This window comes from Limnobacter sp. UBA7229, assembly GCF_002473065.1.
Taxonomy (GTDB): domain Bacteria; phylum Pseudomonadota; class Gammaproteobacteria; order Burkholderiales; family Burkholderiaceae_B; genus Limnobacter; species Limnobacter profundi.
Genome location: NZ_DKTN01000022.1, coordinates 457,715 through 477,978, shown reverse-complemented (window position 1 = coordinate 477,978; position 20,264 = coordinate 457,715). Strand labels below are relative to the sequence as shown.

The 20,264-nt window shown below is 49.0% G+C and carries 10 protein-coding genes; 9 read left to right on the top strand and 1 reads right to left on the bottom strand.

What is annotated here, in order from left to right:
* Positions 1-2 precede the first annotated feature (2 nt).
* From B4C79_RS13930 to B4C79_RS13890, 9 genes are all read left to right on the top strand, one after another.
* On the top strand, positions 3-1,922 hold the full coding sequence (locus tag B4C79_RS13930; protein ID WP_291762661.1) for a helix-turn-helix domain-containing protein: 1,920 nt from the start codon (positions 3-5) through the stop codon (positions 1,920-1,922).
* A gap of 371 nt (positions 1,923-2,293) precedes the next feature.
* Positions 2,294-3,091, top strand: coding sequence for a BrxA family protein (locus B4C79_RS13925; RefSeq protein WP_291751541.1), 798 nt, complete (start codon positions 2,294-2,296; stop codon positions 3,089-3,091).
* The gene (locus B4C79_RS13920) at positions 3,081-3,647 is read left to right on the top strand and encodes a BREX protein BrxB domain-containing protein (RefSeq protein WP_291751544.1); all 567 of its coding nucleotides are present in this window, start codon (positions 3,081-3,083) and stop codon (positions 3,645-3,647) included. Before B4C79_RS13925 ends, B4C79_RS13920 begins: the two co-directional genes overlap by 11 nt.
* A gap of 43 nt (positions 3,648-3,690) precedes the next feature.
* Positions 3,691-7,173 carry a BREX system P-loop protein BrxC gene (gene brxC, locus B4C79_RS13915; protein ID WP_291751548.1) on the top strand — a complete coding sequence of 1,161 codons (3,483 nt, stop codon included), beginning with the start codon at positions 3,691-3,693 and terminating at the stop codon, positions 7,171-7,173.
* Positions 7,174-7,260: 87 nt separating this feature from the next.
* On the top strand, positions 7,261-10,674 hold the full coding sequence (locus B4C79_RS13910; RefSeq protein WP_291751551.1) for an Eco57I restriction-modification methylase domain-containing protein: 3,414 nt from the start codon (positions 7,261-7,263) through the stop codon (positions 10,672-10,674).
* The gene (pglZ, locus tag B4C79_RS13905) at positions 10,664-12,994 is read left to right on the top strand and encodes a BREX-1 system phosphatase PglZ type B (protein WP_291751553.1); all 2,331 of its coding nucleotides are present in this window, start codon (positions 10,664-10,666) and stop codon (positions 12,992-12,994) included. The genes B4C79_RS13910 and pglZ overlap by 11 nt, the downstream gene beginning before the upstream one ends.
* Before the next feature lie 51 nt (positions 12,995-13,045).
* The gene (gene brxL / locus B4C79_RS13900) at positions 13,046-15,091 is read left to right on the top strand and encodes a protease Lon-related BREX system protein BrxL (protein WP_291751556.1); all 2,046 of its coding nucleotides are present in this window, start codon (positions 13,046-13,048) and stop codon (positions 15,089-15,091) included.
* Between the two features lie 56 nt (positions 15,092-15,147).
* Complete coding sequence (locus B4C79_RS13895) at positions 15,148-19,119, top strand: RNA-directed DNA polymerase (RefSeq protein ID WP_291751557.1); 3,972 nt, start codon at positions 15,148-15,150, stop codon at positions 19,117-19,119.
* A 2-nt stretch (positions 19,120-19,121) separates the two neighbouring features.
* Positions 19,122-19,484: a hypothetical protein gene (locus B4C79_RS13890; RefSeq protein WP_291751558.1), complete on the top strand. Its 363-nt coding sequence runs from the start codon at positions 19,122-19,124 to the stop codon at positions 19,482-19,484.
* A gap of 64 nt (positions 19,485-19,548) precedes the next feature.
* On the opposite strand, the gene B4C79_RS13885 is transcribed toward B4C79_RS13890, so the two are convergent.
* Positions 19,549-20,148 carry a hypothetical protein gene (locus B4C79_RS13885; protein ID WP_291751560.1) on the bottom strand — a complete coding sequence of 200 codons (600 nt, stop codon included), beginning with the start codon at positions 20,146-20,148 and terminating at the stop codon, positions 19,549-19,551.
* Positions 20,149-20,264: the final 116 nt, after the last annotated feature.

The following is a 20,264-nucleotide window of genomic DNA, read 5'->3' as shown; positions in this document are numbered from 1 at the left end:
TCGTGGACGATAAAATGATAGCTATGAAATATACGACGCTGCTGTCTGTGGCGCTCAATGTTGTGCGGAACGATTCAGACTCTGACGCTCCTGAAAAGACTGCTGCTAACTTTGCTTCAATCGTACGAAGCTGGTTGACTTTTATAGGAAAAGATGAGTACAAGCACAATGTTGGCGCTGAACTGAATACTTCTTTTGAGACTGTGCTCGCCGAGTACCTCAACGATATGGTGGCTTCTGGCTTTTCACCAAACACTATAAGGGACAGAAAAAGTGCTGTTCGTCGACTTCATACGATTTATCAAACTCAACTTTCAATTGCAAGAAATGAGCGAAGTTCTGAATTAGGCGTAGAGCTCAGGCGAATTTTGCTAAAGGCTGAGTTGACCGGAAAAGATTTGGCGAGGTTAGCCAAGGTTAGCCCATCTTTTATTCAGCGTGTTTTGAGTGGAGTGCGGCCACAAAAAGAGGCTGGTTTAAAGAACTTTCGCCGTATTGAATCAGTGCTATTATCATTAGGAGTGATTAGTTCAAAGGGGCATTTTTTAGATTTACTCCGACTAGACACTTCAGAGAAGAGTTGTGATAAGAAAAACTCAAGCCTTAGTTCAATTAGCGTTGAAGAGGCTAATAAATGTTACTGCAGGAAATCGAAAAGTCCGTTACGCCTCTGGAGTCTTGAGGAGTTAAAAAAAAATACTCCAGAATTAAACTCATTTCTTGAACGCTATGTGCAGCATAAGAATCGGGAGCGGGCTTGGTCTTTAAAACGACCCTCTAGAAAAGAACTGGCGGCCCCACGTTTATGGGCGTTTAAGTATAATGGAAAAACCGTACATTCACCCACCTTTGAAAGATACTTATCCGATGTTGTCTCCATTCTCGCTTTTAAGAGCGATTATCAAGATATACCGTTATCAAAGTTGAATGACCCATGCATCTTCGCAGACAAAGAAACGTACTTATCGTATATTGACTTTCTAGCGGAACGTAGAGGGGGAAGAATAGGTAAAGCTGGTGCTAGTGTTGTAACGCTCGCCGGGGAGTTTGCAAAGGAAATTGCGCGACAAGAAGGGGATGGAACCCTGCCCAAGCTAGCTCGACCTATCAATGTTAATGATGTTGTTTCTTCTGTGAAACAATACTTTAAGCGATTTGCGAATTCTGGCCGAGTCCGCGACCCCTGGAAACGAGCAGCGCCTTTTTTAGAGCTTGATGACCCGGCAAGGCCGTTAGCTGAACTTTCCATGCAGTTGCAGAAGGGTGCTTTGATTCCGCATACCTTCGTATCTCATGCGGTAGATTTAAGGGATTCCTTTTTAATTGCGCTTTTGCTGGCGGTGCCTCTTAGGGAGAGGACTTGCATACAGTTAACTTACAAATCGGACGGAACTGGCCATCTGCGGTACTCTAAAAAGGACCAGGCTTGGCGCATCGAATTGCCCGCAAATCAGGTGAAAAACCAAAGAATTATCTCTCGAACGTTACCGGTTTTTCTAAATGCGAGCATAGAGCGTTACTTAGGTGAAGCTCGTCCGAGGCTTTTGAATACCTGGGGAAGCGACGCAGAAAACATCGATTTTCTCTTTATAAGTTCCTACCGAAAATGTGATTCGACCAAAGTGATTGATGAGTTGACCGGTGACTTGTACGAGTTGACACAAGGGCAAATGTCAGTCTCCTCTCGACTTGGATTCATTACAAAGAAGCATCTTGGTTTGTCGGTCAGGGCACATGCGTTCCGTCACATTACAGCCTCCCGGTTTTTAAAACTCAACCCAGGGCAGTACCAAGCGTGTGCAGACCTACTTGCAGACTCCGTGGAGACTGTGATGAAGCACTATGCCTACCATGACGCTTCGTGGAATGAAAAAATGTTGAATGACAGTATTTCTAAAGCATTTGCTTGCGAAAACAATTAGGTGGGGATGGCTTCTCGTTAGCCCTTTTGATGTCAGCGATTTTATAAAAGTCTTGAAAGGCTGGTAGACATCCCCCAAATTGCGGGGTGGATATTGAAGAAATATATGCAATGAAGTACCTTGATGCAAAGCGCAAGCGTTTTGCATACATTAAAGGGAAAAAATGTCTTCAGCAAAGTCCGAGGCTGTCAGCGTCAGAGTTGAGCCCGAAATCAAAGCTGCCCTACTCAAAGCAGCCGACCGTGAAATGCGCAGCTTGGCCAATATGGTCGAGGTGATGGTCATAGCTTACTGCCGCAGTCATGGCTACCCGCTGGATGGAATCCCAGAGGACAAGCTTCCTGGCATCGCTACTCGGAAGGTTTGATTCGATGCCCAATTCGAAAGACCTACTCAAGAAGCTCGGCTTCAAGTTCGGTATCAATGGCGTTCATGCGGCTCGTACGATGATGTTCTCTGACATCCAGAAGTTGCTGCGTCACGCCTCATCTCAAGCCACACGTGATGATTACAAACAGTTGGTCGTCAGTGAAAATCTGCTTGGGAAACCAAGTAGCAAAGCCCGTGAGCTTGCATTTCGGCACCTTGTCGATTTGTACGACCTTGATTTAACGAATCCACTTTTCCGCATGTTGTTGCAGGTGTGGCATTTGGATGAGTCCGCTCAGCCAGTTTTAGCGCTGCTAGTTGCCCTGGCTCGTGACCCACTTTTGCGCAAAACCAAAACTCTGATTTTGGAAAAGCAGTTGGGCGAATCGCTTCATCGCGAGGAGATGGAGGCACTTTTGGAGAAAGAGTTCCCCCAGCGATTTAGTGAAGCCTCTTTAAAGTCATTCGCACAAAACGTGAATGGCACCTGGACTGATGCTGGTTACCTTGTTGGCAGAAACCGTAAACACCGCTCCACGCCAGTTTTAACGCCAGAGATTCTGACTTTTGCGCTTTTTCTAGGGCACTTGGAAGGGCGTAGTGGCACCCGGCTTTTTAGCTCGACCTGGATGTCAATTTTGCCTGGCTCACCGGATGAGCTAGAGTCGCTAGTAAAATCGGCATCTGACCGAGGTCAGCTCGTGTTCATGAATGCTGGCGGTGTCAAGGAGATTCGCTTTCCTGGGGCATTAAGCAAAGAAGAAGAACTATTGAGACAAGAGGTCAGCAATGTCGTCTAAATTGACACGACTTATCGGTGCTTACCGAAATCACATCACAGTGCCTTGGCAGTCTGGCTTGGCCGCTATTCAGCGCGTCATTTTCGCGGTTTACGACAAAACTGATGAACTCAAACTGCGTGCGCAGGTTGAGGAGTTTTCACTTGTCACTCAGGATGCCGGGAAAAAGTGGTTGCTCATCGACATTACCAATTCTTTCCCGAAATGGATGATGGGCTTGGAATACAGAGACGCTTATTTCGAATCACCAGAGGACCTGGCTGGATATCAGGCAGGTGAGCTTACTGAGTTCGTCAATCATCTGGTGGCTGAACTAAAAGCCAAAATTCACAGCGAAGCAGATGAAAACACCGTGGTCGCAATCATGGGTGTGGGAACCTTGTTTGGTCTTGCCCGCGTGTCGTCAGTAGTCGAGGGTATTAAAGACAATATTCCAGGTCGCTTACTGGTATTTTTTCCGGGCGAGTATCACGCAGAAACACACTCTTACAGATTGCTTGATGCGCGGGACGGGTGGAATTATTTAGCAGTACCCTTGCTGGCCAAAGAGGCTTAGACCGCGCAGTTAAATTTAAGAATATTTTCAATTACAAAACAATATGCAGGTTGATGTGATGCTAAACAAAGAGATATACAACAAGCTTCCCCAGGAAAACAGGCTTGCCAACAATGGCGTGGCTGAGGTGTCAGAAGACCATTCCGAGTCCGCACAGCAAGTACTTCGTTATGAATTAGAGTCGTTCGTTTGCGATGGCCAGTACGAAAAAGGTCTTGAAACAATTCTAGATAAGTTTTTGTTGAACCTGGATTCGCGAACTGAGCAGCCAGGCGTCTGGATTTCTGGATTCTACGGCAGTGGTAAATCTCATTTGGCCAAGATGCTACGTACCCTATGGACTGATTACAAATTCAGCGATGGTGCGACGGCGAGAGGTTTGGCAAGTATCCCTGAATCAGTGTTGCAGCACTTCAAAGAGTTGACGGTTCAATCCCGAAGGTTTGGTGGTCTTCATGCCGCAGCCGGTAAGTTGGGCGCTGGTGCTGGTGACAAGGTACGTATGGCCCTGCTGGGCATTGTTTTTAAGTCAGCTGGACTCCCTGAGCAATACAACCAAGCTCAATTAATGATGTGGTTGAAATCAGAGGGGCTGTTAGAAACCGTCTCTTCTGAGCTTCATGCGGTGGGTCGTACATTGGCCCAAGAACTTCCTCACATGTATGTATCTCAACACTTGGCAAAGGCAATTCTGAATGCCAGACCTGGTCTTGCCAATTCTGAGCCCGATATGCGAAAGCTGCTTAAAGAGCAGTTTCCTCAAACGGTAGACGTTACTAATGAGCAGATGACGCAGGCCATCGAACGAGCGCTCATTAAAGACGGTCAGTTTCCCCTGACCCTTGTTGTCCTGGATGAGGTACAGCAGTACATCGGTAATGATGCTGAAAAAGCTTACCAAGTGCAGGAAATCACAGAAACGCTTTCTAAACATTTCAACGGCAAACTTTTGTTTGTTGGCACAGGCCAGTCAGCCCTATCTGGAATGCCTGCTTTGCAGCGCCTTCTGGGCCGTTTTCCGGTTCAAATTCAACTGGGTGACTGGGATGTTGAGAACGTTACACGCCAAATCATTCTTGCAAAAAAGCCTAGCTTGCAGCCCCAAGTTGAAAAGGTGTGGCGAGATAATTTGGGTGAAATCTCACGGCACCTGCGTGGTACTAAGCTTGAGCACGTGACTGATGATGAGTCAGTTATGACGCAAGACTATCCACTGTTACCGGTGCGCCGACGTTTCTGGGAGCGAGTTCTTCGCACAATCGACAGCACGGGAACTGTGTCTCAGCTCCGAAGCCAATTGCGTGTTGTGCATGAAGCCGTACTAGCCACGGCCGAAAAGCCAGTCGGCCATGTGGTAGCTGGTGATTTTTTGTACGACCAGATTTCAAGCAGTTTGGTGTCAACGGCTCAATTGTCAAAAGAAGTGTATGAGAATGTGCAGCGCTTCGCAGCTGGCGATGAGTCTGAGAAGCTGAAGTCCCAACTTCTCAAATTGATTTACCTCATCAACAAGCTTCCTACTGACGCTGCTTTGGATATTGGCCTTAAAGCGACTGAGCATGTATTGGCTGATTTGTTGGTTACGAATTTATCTGAAGGCTCAGCTCAACTGCGTGGAAAAATCCCTGCCCTGCTTGAGGAACTTCAAATCACCGACCGATTGGTCATGTCCATCAATGGGGCTGATGGTGTTGAGTATCGCTTACAAACCCGGGAATCTAGTGCTTGGTACGATGAGTACCGTGCGCAAGAGGCAGAGTTTAAAGCTGCACCACAGCGGGTGGAGCAAAAGCGCGTGGACCTGCTCAAGGCGCGTGTTGGTGAGTACATGCGCAAAGTCCGTGCGGTGCAGGGCAAAGAGAATATCGAACGCAGTTGCTCTGTTTCCTATGACGACACCTTGCCACGAGACAGCGACAAAAACCTGTATGTGTGGGTTCAGGATGGCTGGCAATCAGAGGAACGCTCAGTGATTGCTGAGGCCTCAGCCAAGTCCGCAAACAACCCGACCATTTTTGTTTTCATTCCAGCGCAACACAAAACAGAGTTGGCTAATGCAATCGTTTCACTTGAAGCTGCTAAGACAACATTGCAACGTAAGGGTCGGCCGCAGCCCGGCAGCGAGGCTGAGGACGCAATGCGTTCTATCGAAAGCCGTCAGATTTCTTCTGAACGCGATTTAAAAGAGCAATTAGACCTTCTGTTTGCCGGCGTTCGAGTCTTCCAAGCCGGTGGACAAGAAGTCACTGAGGGCTCAGAACTCTCAGATAAGGTTAATTACGCAGCCAAAGTCTCAGTGGCCAGGCTTTATAACGAGTTTGGGACTGCTGACCAAGCCAATTGGGGAAAGGCGCTTGAGGAAGCCCGAAAAGGCAATCAGGAGTGTTTGAAAGCGATTGCTCATGAGCGTGAAGTGGACCAGCATCCTGTATGCGCTAAGTTGTTGGCCTTTATCGGACCGGGTAAGAAAGGTTCTGAAATTCGAGACAATTTCAACGACCCGCCTTATGGCTGGTCTAGGGATGCAATCGACGGGGCCATTTACGCGTTGTTGGTATCAGGGCATATCAAGGCTCAGGATGCCAGTCTTCGCGCTGTGGATGCTAAAAGCCTGGACCGAGCCAAGCTTACGCAGGCGTCATTCCAGCGCGAATCTGTCACGCTATCGGTGCCCCAACTGCTTAAGATTCGCGGAGTGTTTTCCAAAGCAGGGGTTTCTTGTCAGCCAAAAGAAGAACTCGCCAAACTTCCGCAACTGTTAGCCAGGCTGAAAGAACTTGCCCAATCGGCAGGTGGTGTGCCACCTGCTCCCCCTGCACCCAAGCTGGACTCAATACCTTTGATTGAAGGGCAGAGCGGTAATGCGCAATTGTTTGAGGTTTTTAACCATGCACAAGCGATTGCAGATTTTGTCGACCAGTGCCAAACCCAAGCGAAAGAGCTTTCGAAGCGACAGCCTGCATGGGCCTCTTTAAGTCAGCTTATAGAGCATGCAAAAGACTTGCAGCCCTACACTTCGCTAAAAGCTGAAATAGACGCTGTTCGAGCACAGCAATCTCTTTTGGTCAACCCTGACCCCGTTAAACCACTCTTAGATTCCGCTGTTGAATTACTTCGCGCTTCGCTCAATAAGCGAGTTCAGGATTTCAATGACAAGTTTGAGGAGTTAACTCAACAATTGGAGTCGGATGCCGATTGGCGGAAGCTCAGCCCGGAGCAGCAGCAGACGCTTTGGCGTTCGCACAACTTGGGTGAAAAAGCGGCAGTGGACACATCCAGTGCCGAAAGTCTTCAAGACTGTCTAGACGCCTGTAATTTAGAACACTGGGGTTCAAAAACCCAAGCATTGGGGTCACGGTTTGATGCAGCTAGACTGTCTGCTGTTCAATTGTTAAAGCCCAATGTCGTGTATTTTACTCTGCCGAAACGCACATTGAACAATGAAGATGAATTAGCCGTATGGCTTGCTGAAACTGAACAGCTACTGAAGGAAAAGCTTAAGCAAGGGCCTGTGAGTTTGTCCTAAGAGGTGCGGTTGTGCAGTGGGAAGTTTGCCCAGAAGCATCTCACTCCACTTGGATGTGAATACAAAAAAATTAATTGGCTATAGACAATGAATCAGCAACCCCTTGAAAAGTCACTACGAAGCAAACTTGAAAACACTGTAAAAGCGGCCCGCGAATTGGCCGAAGGTGCAGCGAAAGCTGTTATTGAACAATTGGGAGTAGGGCAGCTAAAGCCGCCAGCGTATCTCGATGAGAATCAGAAAGCCCTTCGCCGTAGGCTGCGAGCGCATGGTAGGGCGCTGGGTGATGTAAAACACCTTGATGATGCTCAAGGTACCCAACACTTGGTTTGGGAGATTGCTTACGAACATTGGCACCGCATGTTGTTTGCCAGGTTCTTGGCAGAAAACGGCCAGCTGCTTTGGGAAATTGGCTCCCCGGTTTCTCTTGAAGACTGTGAGGTATTAGTCGCCGACCCAGACCCCATCAGTAATTTAGGTGCAAAGTCAAAATGGGAACTCGCGGGAAAGCTAGCGGCACGAATGCTGCCACAAGTTTTCAAGCCGCAAAGCCCTGTATTCGAGATTGCCTTTGCGATTGACCAGCAGCGTGCCTTAGAAAAGCTTCTGGATGACCTGAGCCCAGAAGTGTTCAAGGCTAGTGACAGCCTGGGCTGGGTTTACCAGTTCTGGCAGGCCAAGCGCAAGGACGAGGTCAACGCCTCGGAGGTGAAAATTGGCGCTGACGAGCTGCCGGCGGTCACTCAGCTCTTCACAGAGCCCTACATGGTGGACTTCCTGCTCCACAACTCGCTGGGTGCGTGGTGGATTACACGTCATCCTGGTAAGCCTTGTCCGGTGCAGCTGACTTATCTGCGTACACTTGAGGACGGCACGCCGGCAGCCGGCAAGTTCGAAAGCTGGCCGGATGAACTTAAAGACTTCAAACTACTTGACCCATGCTGCGGCTCAGGCCACTTCCTAGTGGCGGCCTTCCTGCTGCTGGTGCCCATGCGCATGGCGGCTGAGGGCCTGAGCGCGATGGACGCGGTGGACGTCGTTCTGGCTAATAACCTGCACGGCCTGGAGTTGGACGCCCGTTGCGTGGAAATCGCAGCATTCGCATTGGCCCTGGCTGCTTGGCGCTTTCCAGACGAAGAAGGCGACCCGCTGGGCGTGCGCGCCGATATGCCTGCGCCGCAAGTGGCCTGCTGCGGATTGAAGGTGGCTGCTAAGCCCGAGGACTGGATGGCCCTGGTGCCGGATGACGTCGCCAACGCTGCTTACCTGCGGCAGGAACTGCGCGTGCTGCACGCCAGCTTCGCCCAAGCACCGCTTCTTGGCAGCCTGCTGGACCCGGCGCGCAGCCTAAAAAAGGACCTGGCCCACTCCCAATACGGAACCAGCGTTGACACCTTGCGCGACCTGCTGGGGCTGGCGCTAGCCACCGAGCGCCCAGCCACGCTGTGGGGGCAGGCCAATGAGTTGCAGGACGACAGCTGGGATTTGGTGCTCACCGCCAAGGGCTTGCTGGATGCGGCCCGACTACTCGATGGGCGCTACCATTTAGTGGTCACTAATGTGCCGTACCTGGCGCGCAGCAAGCAGCATGACTTGCTGAAGGACTATTGCGAGGCTCACTACCCCGAGGCCAAGAATGACTTGGCCAACGTATTCCTGGAGCGCTGCCTGGAACTCAGTCGAGACCAGGGGAGCGGCGTTGTGCAAATTGTCATGCCACAGAACTGGCTTTCACTATCCGGGTACACTAAGCAAAGGCACTCGCTGTTAAAACGTGTACGGTTTAACTTCATGAGCTTGCTGGGTGCAAAGGGTTTTCAAACGCCTATGTGGGATTTCAATGTTCAACTCTTAACTCTCACGAATTCCCCGGTTTCTGATACCCATGTGCTCTTCGGATTGGATGTTAGCGCCCATAGAACTCCCACTGAAAAGGCTACAAAAATTTGCACAATTCCTCTCCTCAGAGTTAGTCAGAGAGGACTTGAGTCCAACCCAGATGCTCAAATTGCCTTGTCAGAGATTCTAAAGGGACCACTTCTCGGAGAATATGCGACCTCAATTCAGGGCTTGGCAACCGCAGATAATCCAGCCTTTGTTACTCAGTTTTGGGAAATCGGGAGTATCGGTGACTCTTGGCGTTTCCTACAAGGCCCGGTCTCGCAAACACAAAACTATGGTGGACGAAGCTCACTTCTTTTATGGGAAGGCGGTCAGGGAAGATACTTAAGACACGCTCTAGCGCTTAAGCAGGAGGGGCGGTTGGGCGGGTGGAAATCTGGCGGTGAAGCCTGGGGGCAGGAGGGTATTTCGATTTCAGAGATGGGGGCGATGCCTTGTACGATATACAAGGGAGACATGTTTGACCATTCAGCTCATGTGATTGTCCCAAAGAACCCTCAACACCTTCTTGCAGTGTGGGAGTTTTGTCGCTCTGGGGCGATTCACGATGCAGTTAGGGTTACACAGCGGGGTGTGAAAGTCACCAATCATGCATTTTTGAAGGTACCTTTTGACCTAGCCAATTGGGAAGAAATCGCGAAAGAACTAAATCCTGATGGTTTGCCTAAACCGTACTCCGACGACCCCACTCAATGGTTGTTTCACGGCCACCCGCAGCCCTCAATCGACCCACTGCAAGTCGCAGTCGCCCGCCTTGCGGGTTACCGCTGGCCCGCTGAGACCGATACTGAAATCGAACTGGCCGGTGAGGCCCGTAATTGGATTACCCACTGCGAGAAGCTCACCGAGCACACCGACGACGATGGCATCGTCTGTTTGCCCTCGGTGCGAGGCGAACCGCCAGCGCACGACCGGCTGCTCAAATTGCTGATTGCCGCCTGGGAGACGGTTCAGCCCGGCAGTTGGAAGCCCGCCGTACTCGACAGGCTGCTTACTGACGCCGAGTGCGCTGGCAAGGGGCTGGACGTCTGGCTTCGCGAGAAGTTCTTCGAGCAGCACGCCAAGCGCTTTCACCACCGTCCCTTTATCTGGCACGTGTGGGACGGACAGAAGGACGGCTTCGCCGCGCTGGTGAATTATCACAAGCTTGACCAAAAGAAGCTGGAGCGCCTCATACACACCTACCTTGGCGATTGGATTCGGCAGCAGGAGGCCGGCGTTCGCTCGGGCGTTGATGGCGCCCCAATACGCCTCGCTGCCGCGCAAGACCTTAAACGCCGGCTGGAGCTCATCCTTGAAGGCGAGCCACCTTACGACATTTTTGTACGCTGGAAGAAGCTCTCGGAACAGCCCATCGGCTGGAACCCCGACCTCAACGACGGTGTGCGACTCAATATCCGCCCCTTCATGATTGCTGAAGTCCTGCGCCACAACAAGAAGCCCAAGCTTAATATCACTTGGGATAAAGACAGAGGTAAGGATGTGGAAAGTGCGCCTTGGTTCAAAGTGTTTGGGGGTGACCGAATTAACGACCATCACCTAACGCTCTCTGAAAAACTGGCCGCACGAACAGAACAGGACAAAGTCAATGGGAAGTAAGCTGTTAGATGCGATTATTGGCGCAATTCGTTCTTCCCATCACGGGAACTCCTCTCTCTCGACTCAAGCGGCTGCAATACTGTGGACAGACGGAGACTCGCAATGGAAGTCCGTTTTTTCTCAGCTTCAAAATGTTAAGGGTGAGTTTCTGACACTTGGTGATTATCAACCTGAGAAAAATTCGGGACCCGCGATTTGGGTGAAAACGGCGATTACCGGCATGGTGCCAGAGCTTGAGATGAGGGGAACTTCAATAATTTACTGTCCGGGGGTCAGCCGCTCAGACCTTCGCGCAATCGAAACTTGCCCCCGGGACCTTCAACCACTTGCAGAGCTTCAATATCGAGGCACTTTCTGGAGTCAAGCAAATGGTAAGGATTGGACTGTAAACGCGTTTCTCACTTCTGCGAACGGTGGTCTCGGCCTAAATGTTGCTCAAGATAAGGAAACGCAAGAATTGCTCCTTGAGGTATTGAAGGCTGGCCTACTGTTGGATATGTCTGTTGCAGACCTCAAAGGGCGGCAAATAAATGCTGCTTGGTTAAACAGCTTACTAGCACCAAACCCATCGCGGGATTTGCTCGTTTGGATGAATAATCCCAAGGCAGCTCAAGACGGCTGGAAAGGTCCGAAGTGGGATGCCTTTTGCAAGTGGAGTAAAAAAGATTTTGGCTTTGACCCCCTGGCCGATGGCGAGTTGGCTGCTGCGGAAAAGCTTGCCAGTCGCCAAGGCAAATGGCTATCCGTTTTTGAGCTGTATCAGGATTCATATACGAGTTTTCCCAATATTCTTGGCTCATTAAAACGACTGACCCCACCTGGGCTTGACGGGTTATTCCCTGAATTTGCAGCGTATGAAACTTATCCCGGTGCTAATTTAAAATTCGAAAATGATTTGCGCAACGACCTCCACGCCCATGGTGCGCTCACTGCCGGCGAATGCCGAGCCGCTGTGCTCAAGAGTGAGGAAGTTCACGGATTGAGGAGACAATGGTTATGGGCTCGTATTGGCCATTCGCCAATGGCTCAAGCGCTTTTACATTTGTCGCACCTGGCTAAGCTAACTGCGACGTTACCTGTTGGCGAGTCTGCTGAAGAACTTGCGAATACTTATCAAGAATGGGGTTGGAAGGTTGACGATGCTGTAATTAAGGCCCTTGCGTGTGTGTCAGCCGCGCCGGATAAAGCTGCGGTATCAGCAGTGGTTCGTTCGATGTATTTGCCCTGGTCGAATGAATGCGCAATTCGGTTGCAAAATGTCGTCTCTAAAGAGGGCGGTTTCAGTCCTTTATCTACAGGCGTAATGAACACCGATGCCTCACCAGGCACTTGCTTTGTATTTGTTGATGGTCTGCGATACGACGTTGCTGTGGATTTAGCCACAAGATTTGAGGAACTCGGTAAAGTCGACTTAAGTGCTCAGTGGACTTCCTTACCCTCTGTTACAGCATCGGGTAAAGCTTGGTGTTCTCCTGTTGCAAATAAGGTGGCTGGAACTTCCGAGGATATGGAGTTTCAGCCCCGCGTCGCGGGGACTGATAAATCACTGAGTGGCTACAACTTTCGCAAACTTTTGGAAGATGAATGGGTTCAACCATTATCAAAAGAGGAAGTTGGCGCTCCAAGTGGTATTGCTTGGACAGAATGTGGCGACCTGGACCACTACGGCCATGAGCATGGTATTCGGCTTGCGAGGGACCTGGGTCTTCAACTCGATACGGTGCAAGAAAGGATAGCTGAGCTGATTGCCGCAGGTTGGAAAAAATTCCGAATCGTGACTGACCATGGCTGGCTCTTGATGCCAGGTGGATTGCCCAAAGCTGAGCTTGCCAAGCATCAAGCGGAGACGAAGTGGGGGCGTTGTGCCGTTCTCAAGTCGTCAGCTCAGTCCGATGGGCTTACGTTTGGTTGGGATTGGTGCAAGGAAGTTCAAATTGCATACCCACCTGGAATTGCCTCGTTTAAAGCTGGTGAAGAGTACAGCCATGGTGGAATTTCATTTCAAGAATCACTGGTTCCAATTATTGAATTGCAAGTGGAGTCCAGCACTGTCGACTTCGCGAATATCAAGTCGATTGGTTGGCGTGGATTACGTTGCAATATTGAAGTGGTGTCCGATGCAGTTGGGTTGCGTGTCGATTTGAGAACAAAACCTGCTGTCGCGGATACGTCCATCGTGGCTGCGATGAAGGCAGTAGAGGATGGAAAGGCAAGTCTAGCCGTGGCTGATGATAGTTATGAGGGCCAAGCGGCGGTTGTTGTGGTGCTTGACCCAAGTGGAAACATTATCCAAAAGCAGGTAACCACAGTTGGTGGGTAAGAATAATGATTTGGTATAGGGCGAAAACTTTGGCCCCCAAAAGGACGTGCGATGCAATTAGATGAATTAGACAGAAAGTCAGCCTCGGTATTTGAAGGCTATGTTGTGCGCAAAGACCTGGTGCGAGCGTTCAGCCGCCAGTTTCCAGTACCAACATATGTTGTGGAGTTTTTGCTTGGTCGCTACTGTGCAACGACTGATGAAACAGAAATTCAAGAAGGTATCGATATTGTCCAGAAGCAGCTGAGTTCGCGCACTGTGAAGGCAGGGGAAGAGGAGCTCTTCAAGGCTCGTGCCAAGGAATCTGGTAGCGTAAAAATTCTCGATATCATCTCGGCCCGACTGGACTCAAAGGCAGATTGTTATGTGGCAAGTCTGCCCAGCCTGCGGCTAAACGACGTTCGAATCGCGCCAGAGATGATTCGTGAAAACGAGCGGATGTTGACTGGTGGTTTCTATGCTGAAATTTCGTTGGGCTATGACGCCTCAATCGCGCAGGAAAATGGCGGACGCCCGTTTGGTATCCAGTCGCTTCGGCCCATACAGCTATCCAAGCGCGAAGTGCTGGATGTGATGGCCAAGGGTCGGGAATCCTATACCACGGCCGAGTGGAAAGACTTTTTACTCCGCAGTGTTGGCTTCGAGCCAGAGACATTCTCCGACCGAGCCAAAGATGCATTGCTGCTTCGAATGGTTCCATTCGTGGAGCGTAATTACAATTTGGTTGAATTGGGCCCACGCGGTACTGGTAAATCACATCTCTTTCAGCAGGTTTCTCCATACGCTCATTTGATTTCTGGCGGCAAGGCCACTGTGGCACGCATGTTTGTGCACAACGGTACCGGGCAGAGAGGGCTGGTCTGTCAATACGACGTCGTGTGCTTTGACGAAGTCTCAGGTGTGTCATTTGACCAAAAAGATGGCGTGAACATCATGAAAGGCTATATGGAAAGCGGCGAATTCTCTCGTGGTAAAGAGAGTATTCGCGCTGATGGCTCAATTGTGTTGGTAGGTAATTTCGATGTGGATGTTGAACATCAGCAGCGCATAGGTCACTTGTTCGGTCCATTGCCACCGGAAATGCGAGACGACACCGCATTCATGGACCGTATTCATTGCTTCCTGCCTGGATGGGATGTTCCGAAGCTGAACCCAAGTTTGTTCACTGGGCATTTTGGGTTAGTTAGCGACTTCTTGTCGGAGTGCTTTACTCAGCTTCGGAACCAAAGCCGCATGAGCCACTTTCAGGGCAAGGTGTTCTGGGGAGGGGCACTTAGCGGCCGTGACATAACGGGTGTAAGCAAAACCGTCAGCGGTTTGTTGAAACTGTTGTATCCAAATCCTGATTCACCAATTGCCGATGAAGACCTTGAGTGGGCAGTGCGCCTTGCTCTTGAAGTACGTCGTCGCGTGAAGGAACAGCAAAAGCGCATTGGTTCGGCTGAATTCCGCAATACCCACTTTAGCTACACAATCGGTACCGAAGGAGTAGAGAAATTCGTATCCACTCCAGAACTACAAAGCCAAAGTGGAATAGGGGACGAACCATTGGATTGCGGCCAAATCTGGGCGCTAAGCCCAGGTGGGCAGGACGAGTATCCTGGACTATTCCGTTTAGAGGTAAACGAAGGCCCAGGGAGCGGTGTGAAAATTCTGAACAATCCAGTTCCACCCGCGTTTCGCGAATCTGTTCGCTGTGCGGAGCAAAACCTGTATGCCAGGGCTCAGCAGCTTGTTGGCGATAGAGACCCAAGGTCGCACGAGTTCTCGGTTCAATTGCGCGGTTTTGATGCGGCTAAGTCTGGTGCGAAAACCAGTGTGGCCACATTGATTGCGCTCAGTAGCGCATTGCTCCGTAAATCTGTCCGTGGTGGATTGGTGGTGGTAGGTGAAGTGAGCCTGGGAGGCACCATTGAGCCCATTCACAATGCGGTGTCATTGGCAGAACACGCAGTGGAGAAGGGGGCCAAGGCGCTATTGCTCCCGGTTTCGTGCCGTCGGCAGTTGTTTGATTTGTCGGATGACATGGCGACGAAGCTGGACATCGAGTTTTACCAAGATGGGCGGGATGCGTTGTTGAAAGCATTAGCAGACTAGTGCGATAAGAGGATTGCACAGTTGTAATTGAAACAAAAGAAGACGTGGGGTGATTAGTGTCGATTGTAAAAGAGGAATATGAAAACCTCACGCCGCAAGGTGAAAGACTATGTGATGTTGTAGTTCTTGCTCAGGCCTGGAAGAAATCGCATACCTACATACGTCGTCATAACTGGTATTCAGACGTGCTTGAGCTGGACATGTCCACAATCGATTTAGAAAATAAATTGGCTGAATGGGCTGAGGCGTTAAAAACCCCAGAATTTCGCCCTGCTGAGCTGATGCTTGTTCCCGCACCGAAGAACACACGTTGGATTTTTCGCCAAAAGCAGGAGCCCCAAAATTTTGATGAGCTCGCCAAATCAAACTGGAATGGGCTGTTCGGTTTAACACCACCTTTTGAATATTGGGTACCAGCTAAGACTAAGGTTTCTTACAATGAGTTCGGATTCCCTCAGTCTAATGAATACGAGCGGAATGCGAAACTAAGACCCTTAGCTCACTTATCTATCCGGGACCAAACGTTGATGACCGCCGCGATGATGTGTCTTGCTGAGGCTGTGGAGTCTGCGCAGGGTGACACGATGGGCGATGACGTCAGTACGATGCGCAAAGCTGGTGTTGTGAGCTATGGCAACAGATTGGATGGGTCGTGGTTATCTAGTACTGGCGGCGCATCACGATTTCGTTTTTCATGGGGCAACAGTCGGACGTATCGCCAATATTTTCAGGATTACAGAACGTTCCTCGCTCGTCCAAGACGAGTGTGCGCAGAACTAGTCTCAATTTTGGATAGTAAGACCGATTTGTATGTGGTCTCACTCGACATCAAGTCATTTTTCGACCGAATAGACCGCGATGCACTGATAAGCGAGTTAAGAAAACTAGACTCTGAGCATTCTGTAGTGCATGGACTTCCCGACCAAATCAAGTCAGATTCGATGTTTTGGGACAGACTTTCGAAACTGTTTGCCTGGGAGTGGCGTAAAGAGGACCATCAAAAGGCATCATTAATCTCGTCTGAGAATGAGGGGTTACTGGACCTTGGGTTACCGCAAGGGTTGATGGCATCCGGTTTTTTTGCAAACGCTTACATGGTTCGTTTTGACCGTTCAATTCACCAGGCTACCACAGAAGGGGTAGTCATAGACCCTAATATAAAACTGCTTGACTACTGTCGGTATGTCGACGACATGCGTATCGTCGTTGAAGTCAAAAAGACAAGTTATTCTTTCGATAAGTCATCAGTTCTTGAAGCCGTAAAAAAATTCATTGAGAAGGAATTACGGCACCATTGCAAGATTATTGGCGCAAATGTGAATCTCGAATTGTCTGAGGATAAGTGTGTTGCGACTCCTTACAAGGCAATCTCGACACAAAGTCATGTTTCAGCGCTCATGGAAACCTTAAATGCTGAGTTGAGTGGCACGTTTGATATGGAGTCGCTCACACAGGCTGCTGGAGGATTGGATGGGCTTCTTTGGATGTCTGAACAGATTGAAACTTCAATAGAACCACTGGATTCGCCCCTATCCCTGGCGACTATTGCTGTACCAAACACTGATGTACGCGATGACACTGTAAAACGATTTGTGGCAACCAGAATATCGCAGTTGATGCGGCAGCGGCTTGCGATGACAGATTTGGAAGGACCTGTCAGTAATTCAGAAGCATTGACTGACAACGTAACCCAAGGAGTTTTGCTATCTCATGAGTTCGAGTCCACTGGTCGTAAGCTAATAAAGTGCTGGGCGGAGAATCCAGCACTTGTTCTCTTATTGCGTTGTGGGTTGGACCTGTTCCCTCACCCAAAATTACTTAGACCGGTAATTGAGGCGATTAATACAAAATTGTTCGATGTTCCTGAGGAATCTAATATTCCACAGAAAAAAGAGGTTTTAGTTGCCGAGTACGTTCTTGCTGATTTGTTTCGGGCTGGTGCGGTCGAGACTGGTTTTCGACATACAGAGGAGTACCCAGAAGGCGTAGACATTGCTGGGTATCGTGAGGAGCTAGGTGCCGTAGCTCGGTGCATATTGACAGACCGACCGACTTCGCCCTGGTATCTTCGCCAGCAAGCGCGTCTATTCTTAGCCTCCATCGGCGATGTGTCTTTGGCAACCTCGAAAGAGACTCTACCAGAGGTCAAGATTTATGCAGACCTACAAAGAGCTGCATTGTATGAACCTGTTGAAGGTAAAAAATTATCGAGTGCCATTCCATTGGCTCTGGTTACACAGCAACTTCAACCCAATCCTCGACGTTTTGGTGTTTGGTTTTCAGAAGCGATGGGCAAAAGCAAGCTAAGTGAAAAAGAGGAGGAGCATATCGTACTCACCGTGGCTTCTAGCAGACCCGATTTACTCCTAGCAGCGTTGAATGTTAAGCGCTCGGTGGCTTGGAGAGGATACGTACCTGCTGCTCTTATTGAAGCAAGCAAAAAATCAAATTCACGTGGAAAACAACTGAGGTCTCAGACACTACTTCAATTAATTCTTGGACCGAACAACCTGTTTGACCAAGAAAATTCCTTGCTAATGCTGGCGTCAGCCTTATTACGGTATTCGGAAATTCAAAACTTATCCGCTTGTGGGGTAAGCGCTGCCGAAATTGTTTTGGAATGCGACGATTGGTCACGGTTGGTAGAGTTACCAACTGACGTGGATTTTTTGAAAGTGGCAAGAATAAACCCAGTTGATAGAATTAATCCGTTGTATTCCTGTCCGCCCTGGGTCACCGAGCAAAAGGCATGGCTTTATGGCTTGGGTCGAATTTTGCGTTCAGCTTTGACCGGTGAGTTCGATTTCACTAGCCGCCGTTATCTCGTAACCGAAGATATTGGCCGTTACAGTGGGTTACGTAGTACCTGGTTTAAACGCAGATTTGGAATGTTAAATTCAGGTCAAGGTCTGCTTGATGAACCAGGTCCGGTGTCGCCATGGCTATCGGGTTTGTTGTCCACTCTTCTTCAATGGCCGGGTGTGGAATTCCGCGCGAACTCGGTATCCAATGCCGGAATGGTAAGAACTCCATCAGAGCTTTTAATGCTGATAGACGAGCGAATGACCACTCAACGAAAACTATTTGGGTACCGTAGCAAAAGTCCAATGTATGTAGTACCAGTTGACGACCATCAGCCATTACAAGACCGTCCACTGAGGGTTGCTATAGTCCAGCCCATGAGGCCTACACGAGATGAATTTAATCCTAAGGACTTGACTCATTGGACCGCGGGCACCTTAGCTGAGCATCGTCGTCATCTTGCTGAAGTATGTCGGTTAACTCATCAGAAATTAAAAACTTGGGCTTCAGCAAAAAGTAGCGGTATGGCTGCCGAAAAGAATGAGCCTGTTGTTGACGTAATACTATTTCCCGAGTTAGCAGTACATTCTGAACATGTTTTTTTGTTGAGACGTTTATCAGATAAGTTACGAGCCAATATATTTGCCGGATTGACTTTTTTTCATTCGGAGAAGGCTGGTGGTGTCGTTAACCAAGGCCTTTGGCTTATTAGGACTGAATCTCCAGGTCACGGTCGCTCCTTCCAGTATGTCTGGCAAGGAAAGAAAAATCCGATGAAAGAGGAGTCCAAGCTCGGGGTTAAAGGCCACCGACCGAGCGTTACACTTGTGGAATTACCGATTGGTTCAAAGTCTAGAACTAGAATCGCAGCCGCGATTTGTTATGACGCCACAGATTTAGACTTGGTCTCTGACCTTCGCGACCGTTCAGATATGTTCCTTGTGGCCGCTTTAAATCAAGACGTTCAGACCTTTGACAATATGGTTGCCGCCTTGCATTTTCATATGTACCAACCTGTCATCCTTGCGAACTCGGGCGAGTTTGGTGGTTCAACAGCACAAATTCCGCTGCCAAAACACGAACGTCTGATTGCTCACGTTCATGGTAGTCAACAGGTGGCCGTCAGTGTTTTTGAAGTTGACCCATCACCCTTTAAGTCGTTAGCCACCCCAAAAGCTTCTAAAACTCTTAAGGCACATCCAGCTGGGTACAAGGGGAGGGATTAAAAATGGATTCATTCGTTGGTTTGGACATTCCTGTTAACGAAGGTCTTCTAGTCTCAGAGGCCGATATTTGTACTGCTTTGTCAATCTCACCGCAAACTTTGCGCGAGGAGGTTGAGGAGAATCGGATGTTTTCGGTTGCGTATCAGAATCGCGAACTTTACCCACTCTTTTTTTCAGACAAACAATTTCCTAGGGATGAGTTGGCTGAAGTGTGTAAAGCTTTGGAAAGGTTACCGAGCGTAGGAAAGTGGCTTTTTTTAACCAATCCCTCTTATTCGCTCGGTGGAATTTCTCCGCTGGAAGCTTTAAAGCAAAGAAAATTTAAGCAAGTTCTTGTTCTGGCATACGCTTTCGCAGATTTATAGGAGAGTAGCCCGAAGTTGAATCCGGAAGCTTTTCCAGTGTAGAAAGCTACCCTTAAAGTGCAGTCTAATGAAGCGTTCGACGGCTTTGGGTACAAATCAAATATGAATCCTCTGTATCAGTGCCTTTAAAGAATGGATTAACTGCGTGGGCAAGATACAACTCAACCTGTTTGTTTTCAGGAGAACCTGGTTCAATCTCGCTTATTTTGGTTGGCCAGTCTGGAAACAAATACAAAAGCGCAGAATCAAGTGTTGCATTGATTAAATAATCAAACACAATTGCATTTTGGAAAAACCCCTTTTTATTGTTTGGAAAGTATTCATCAGCCGCATCGATACGCATGAACTTCGCATTCCAGCTGTTTTCCGCATTGTCTCGATACCAGTCTGCATATTCATCGTTAGCAGCAAGCCCAAAAATAAATGCTTTGAGCTCTGGGTTCATGATGTGGACAAGCCCGAAATCATTCGTGGCTTGTTGATTCTCGAGCAGAGTCTCCTTAGCAGCTAATTTGAGCAGAAATGTAATCGATTCCTCTATGTCGTCAGCCTGGTAAATTTGAGGTTTCGACTTAAGTGCCTTAGCCAATGGTTCGAGGTCAATGGCGACTTTACGTAATGTTTTACTCAAGAGTTGCGTTGTTAAAGATTTGTGTTCAATCATGATTGTCCTCTTCATAGGTTACTGTTGAAACCTGTGTAGTGACTTCGTTCTCAAGTCTCCCTGATGAAGTACGGAAAGGAAATCTTGAATGTTATTTTCGTACCGGTGATAAGTGG

What these genes read in the sequence shown, in the direction of transcription:
- B4C79_RS13890 (WP_291751558.1), top strand. Translation starts at nt 19,122, where the DNA reads ATGGATTCATTCGTTGGTTTGGACATTCCTGTTAACGAAGGTCTTCTA.
- brxL (WP_291751556.1), top strand. Translation starts at nt 13,046, where the DNA reads ATGCAATTAGATGAATTAGACAGAAAGTCAGCCTCGGTATTTGAAGGC.
- B4C79_RS13885 (WP_291751560.1), bottom strand. Translation starts at nt 20,148, where the DNA reads ATGATTGAACACAAATCTTTAACAACGCAACTCTTGAGTAAAACATTA.
- brxC (WP_291751548.1), top strand. Translation starts at nt 3,691, where the DNA reads ATGCAGGTTGATGTGATGCTAAACAAAGAGATATACAACAAGCTTCCC.
- B4C79_RS13925 (WP_291751541.1), top strand. Translation starts at nt 2,294, where the DNA reads ATGCCCAATTCGAAAGACCTACTCAAGAAGCTCGGCTTCAAGTTCGGT.
- B4C79_RS13920 (WP_291751544.1), top strand. Translation starts at nt 3,081, where the DNA reads ATGTCGTCTAAATTGACACGACTTATCGGTGCTTACCGAAATCACATC.
- pglZ (WP_291751553.1), top strand. Translation starts at nt 10,664, where the DNA reads ATGGGAAGTAAGCTGTTAGATGCGATTATTGGCGCAATTCGTTCTTCC.
- B4C79_RS13910 (WP_291751551.1), top strand. Translation starts at nt 7,261, where the DNA reads ATGAATCAGCAACCCCTTGAAAAGTCACTACGAAGCAAACTTGAAAAC.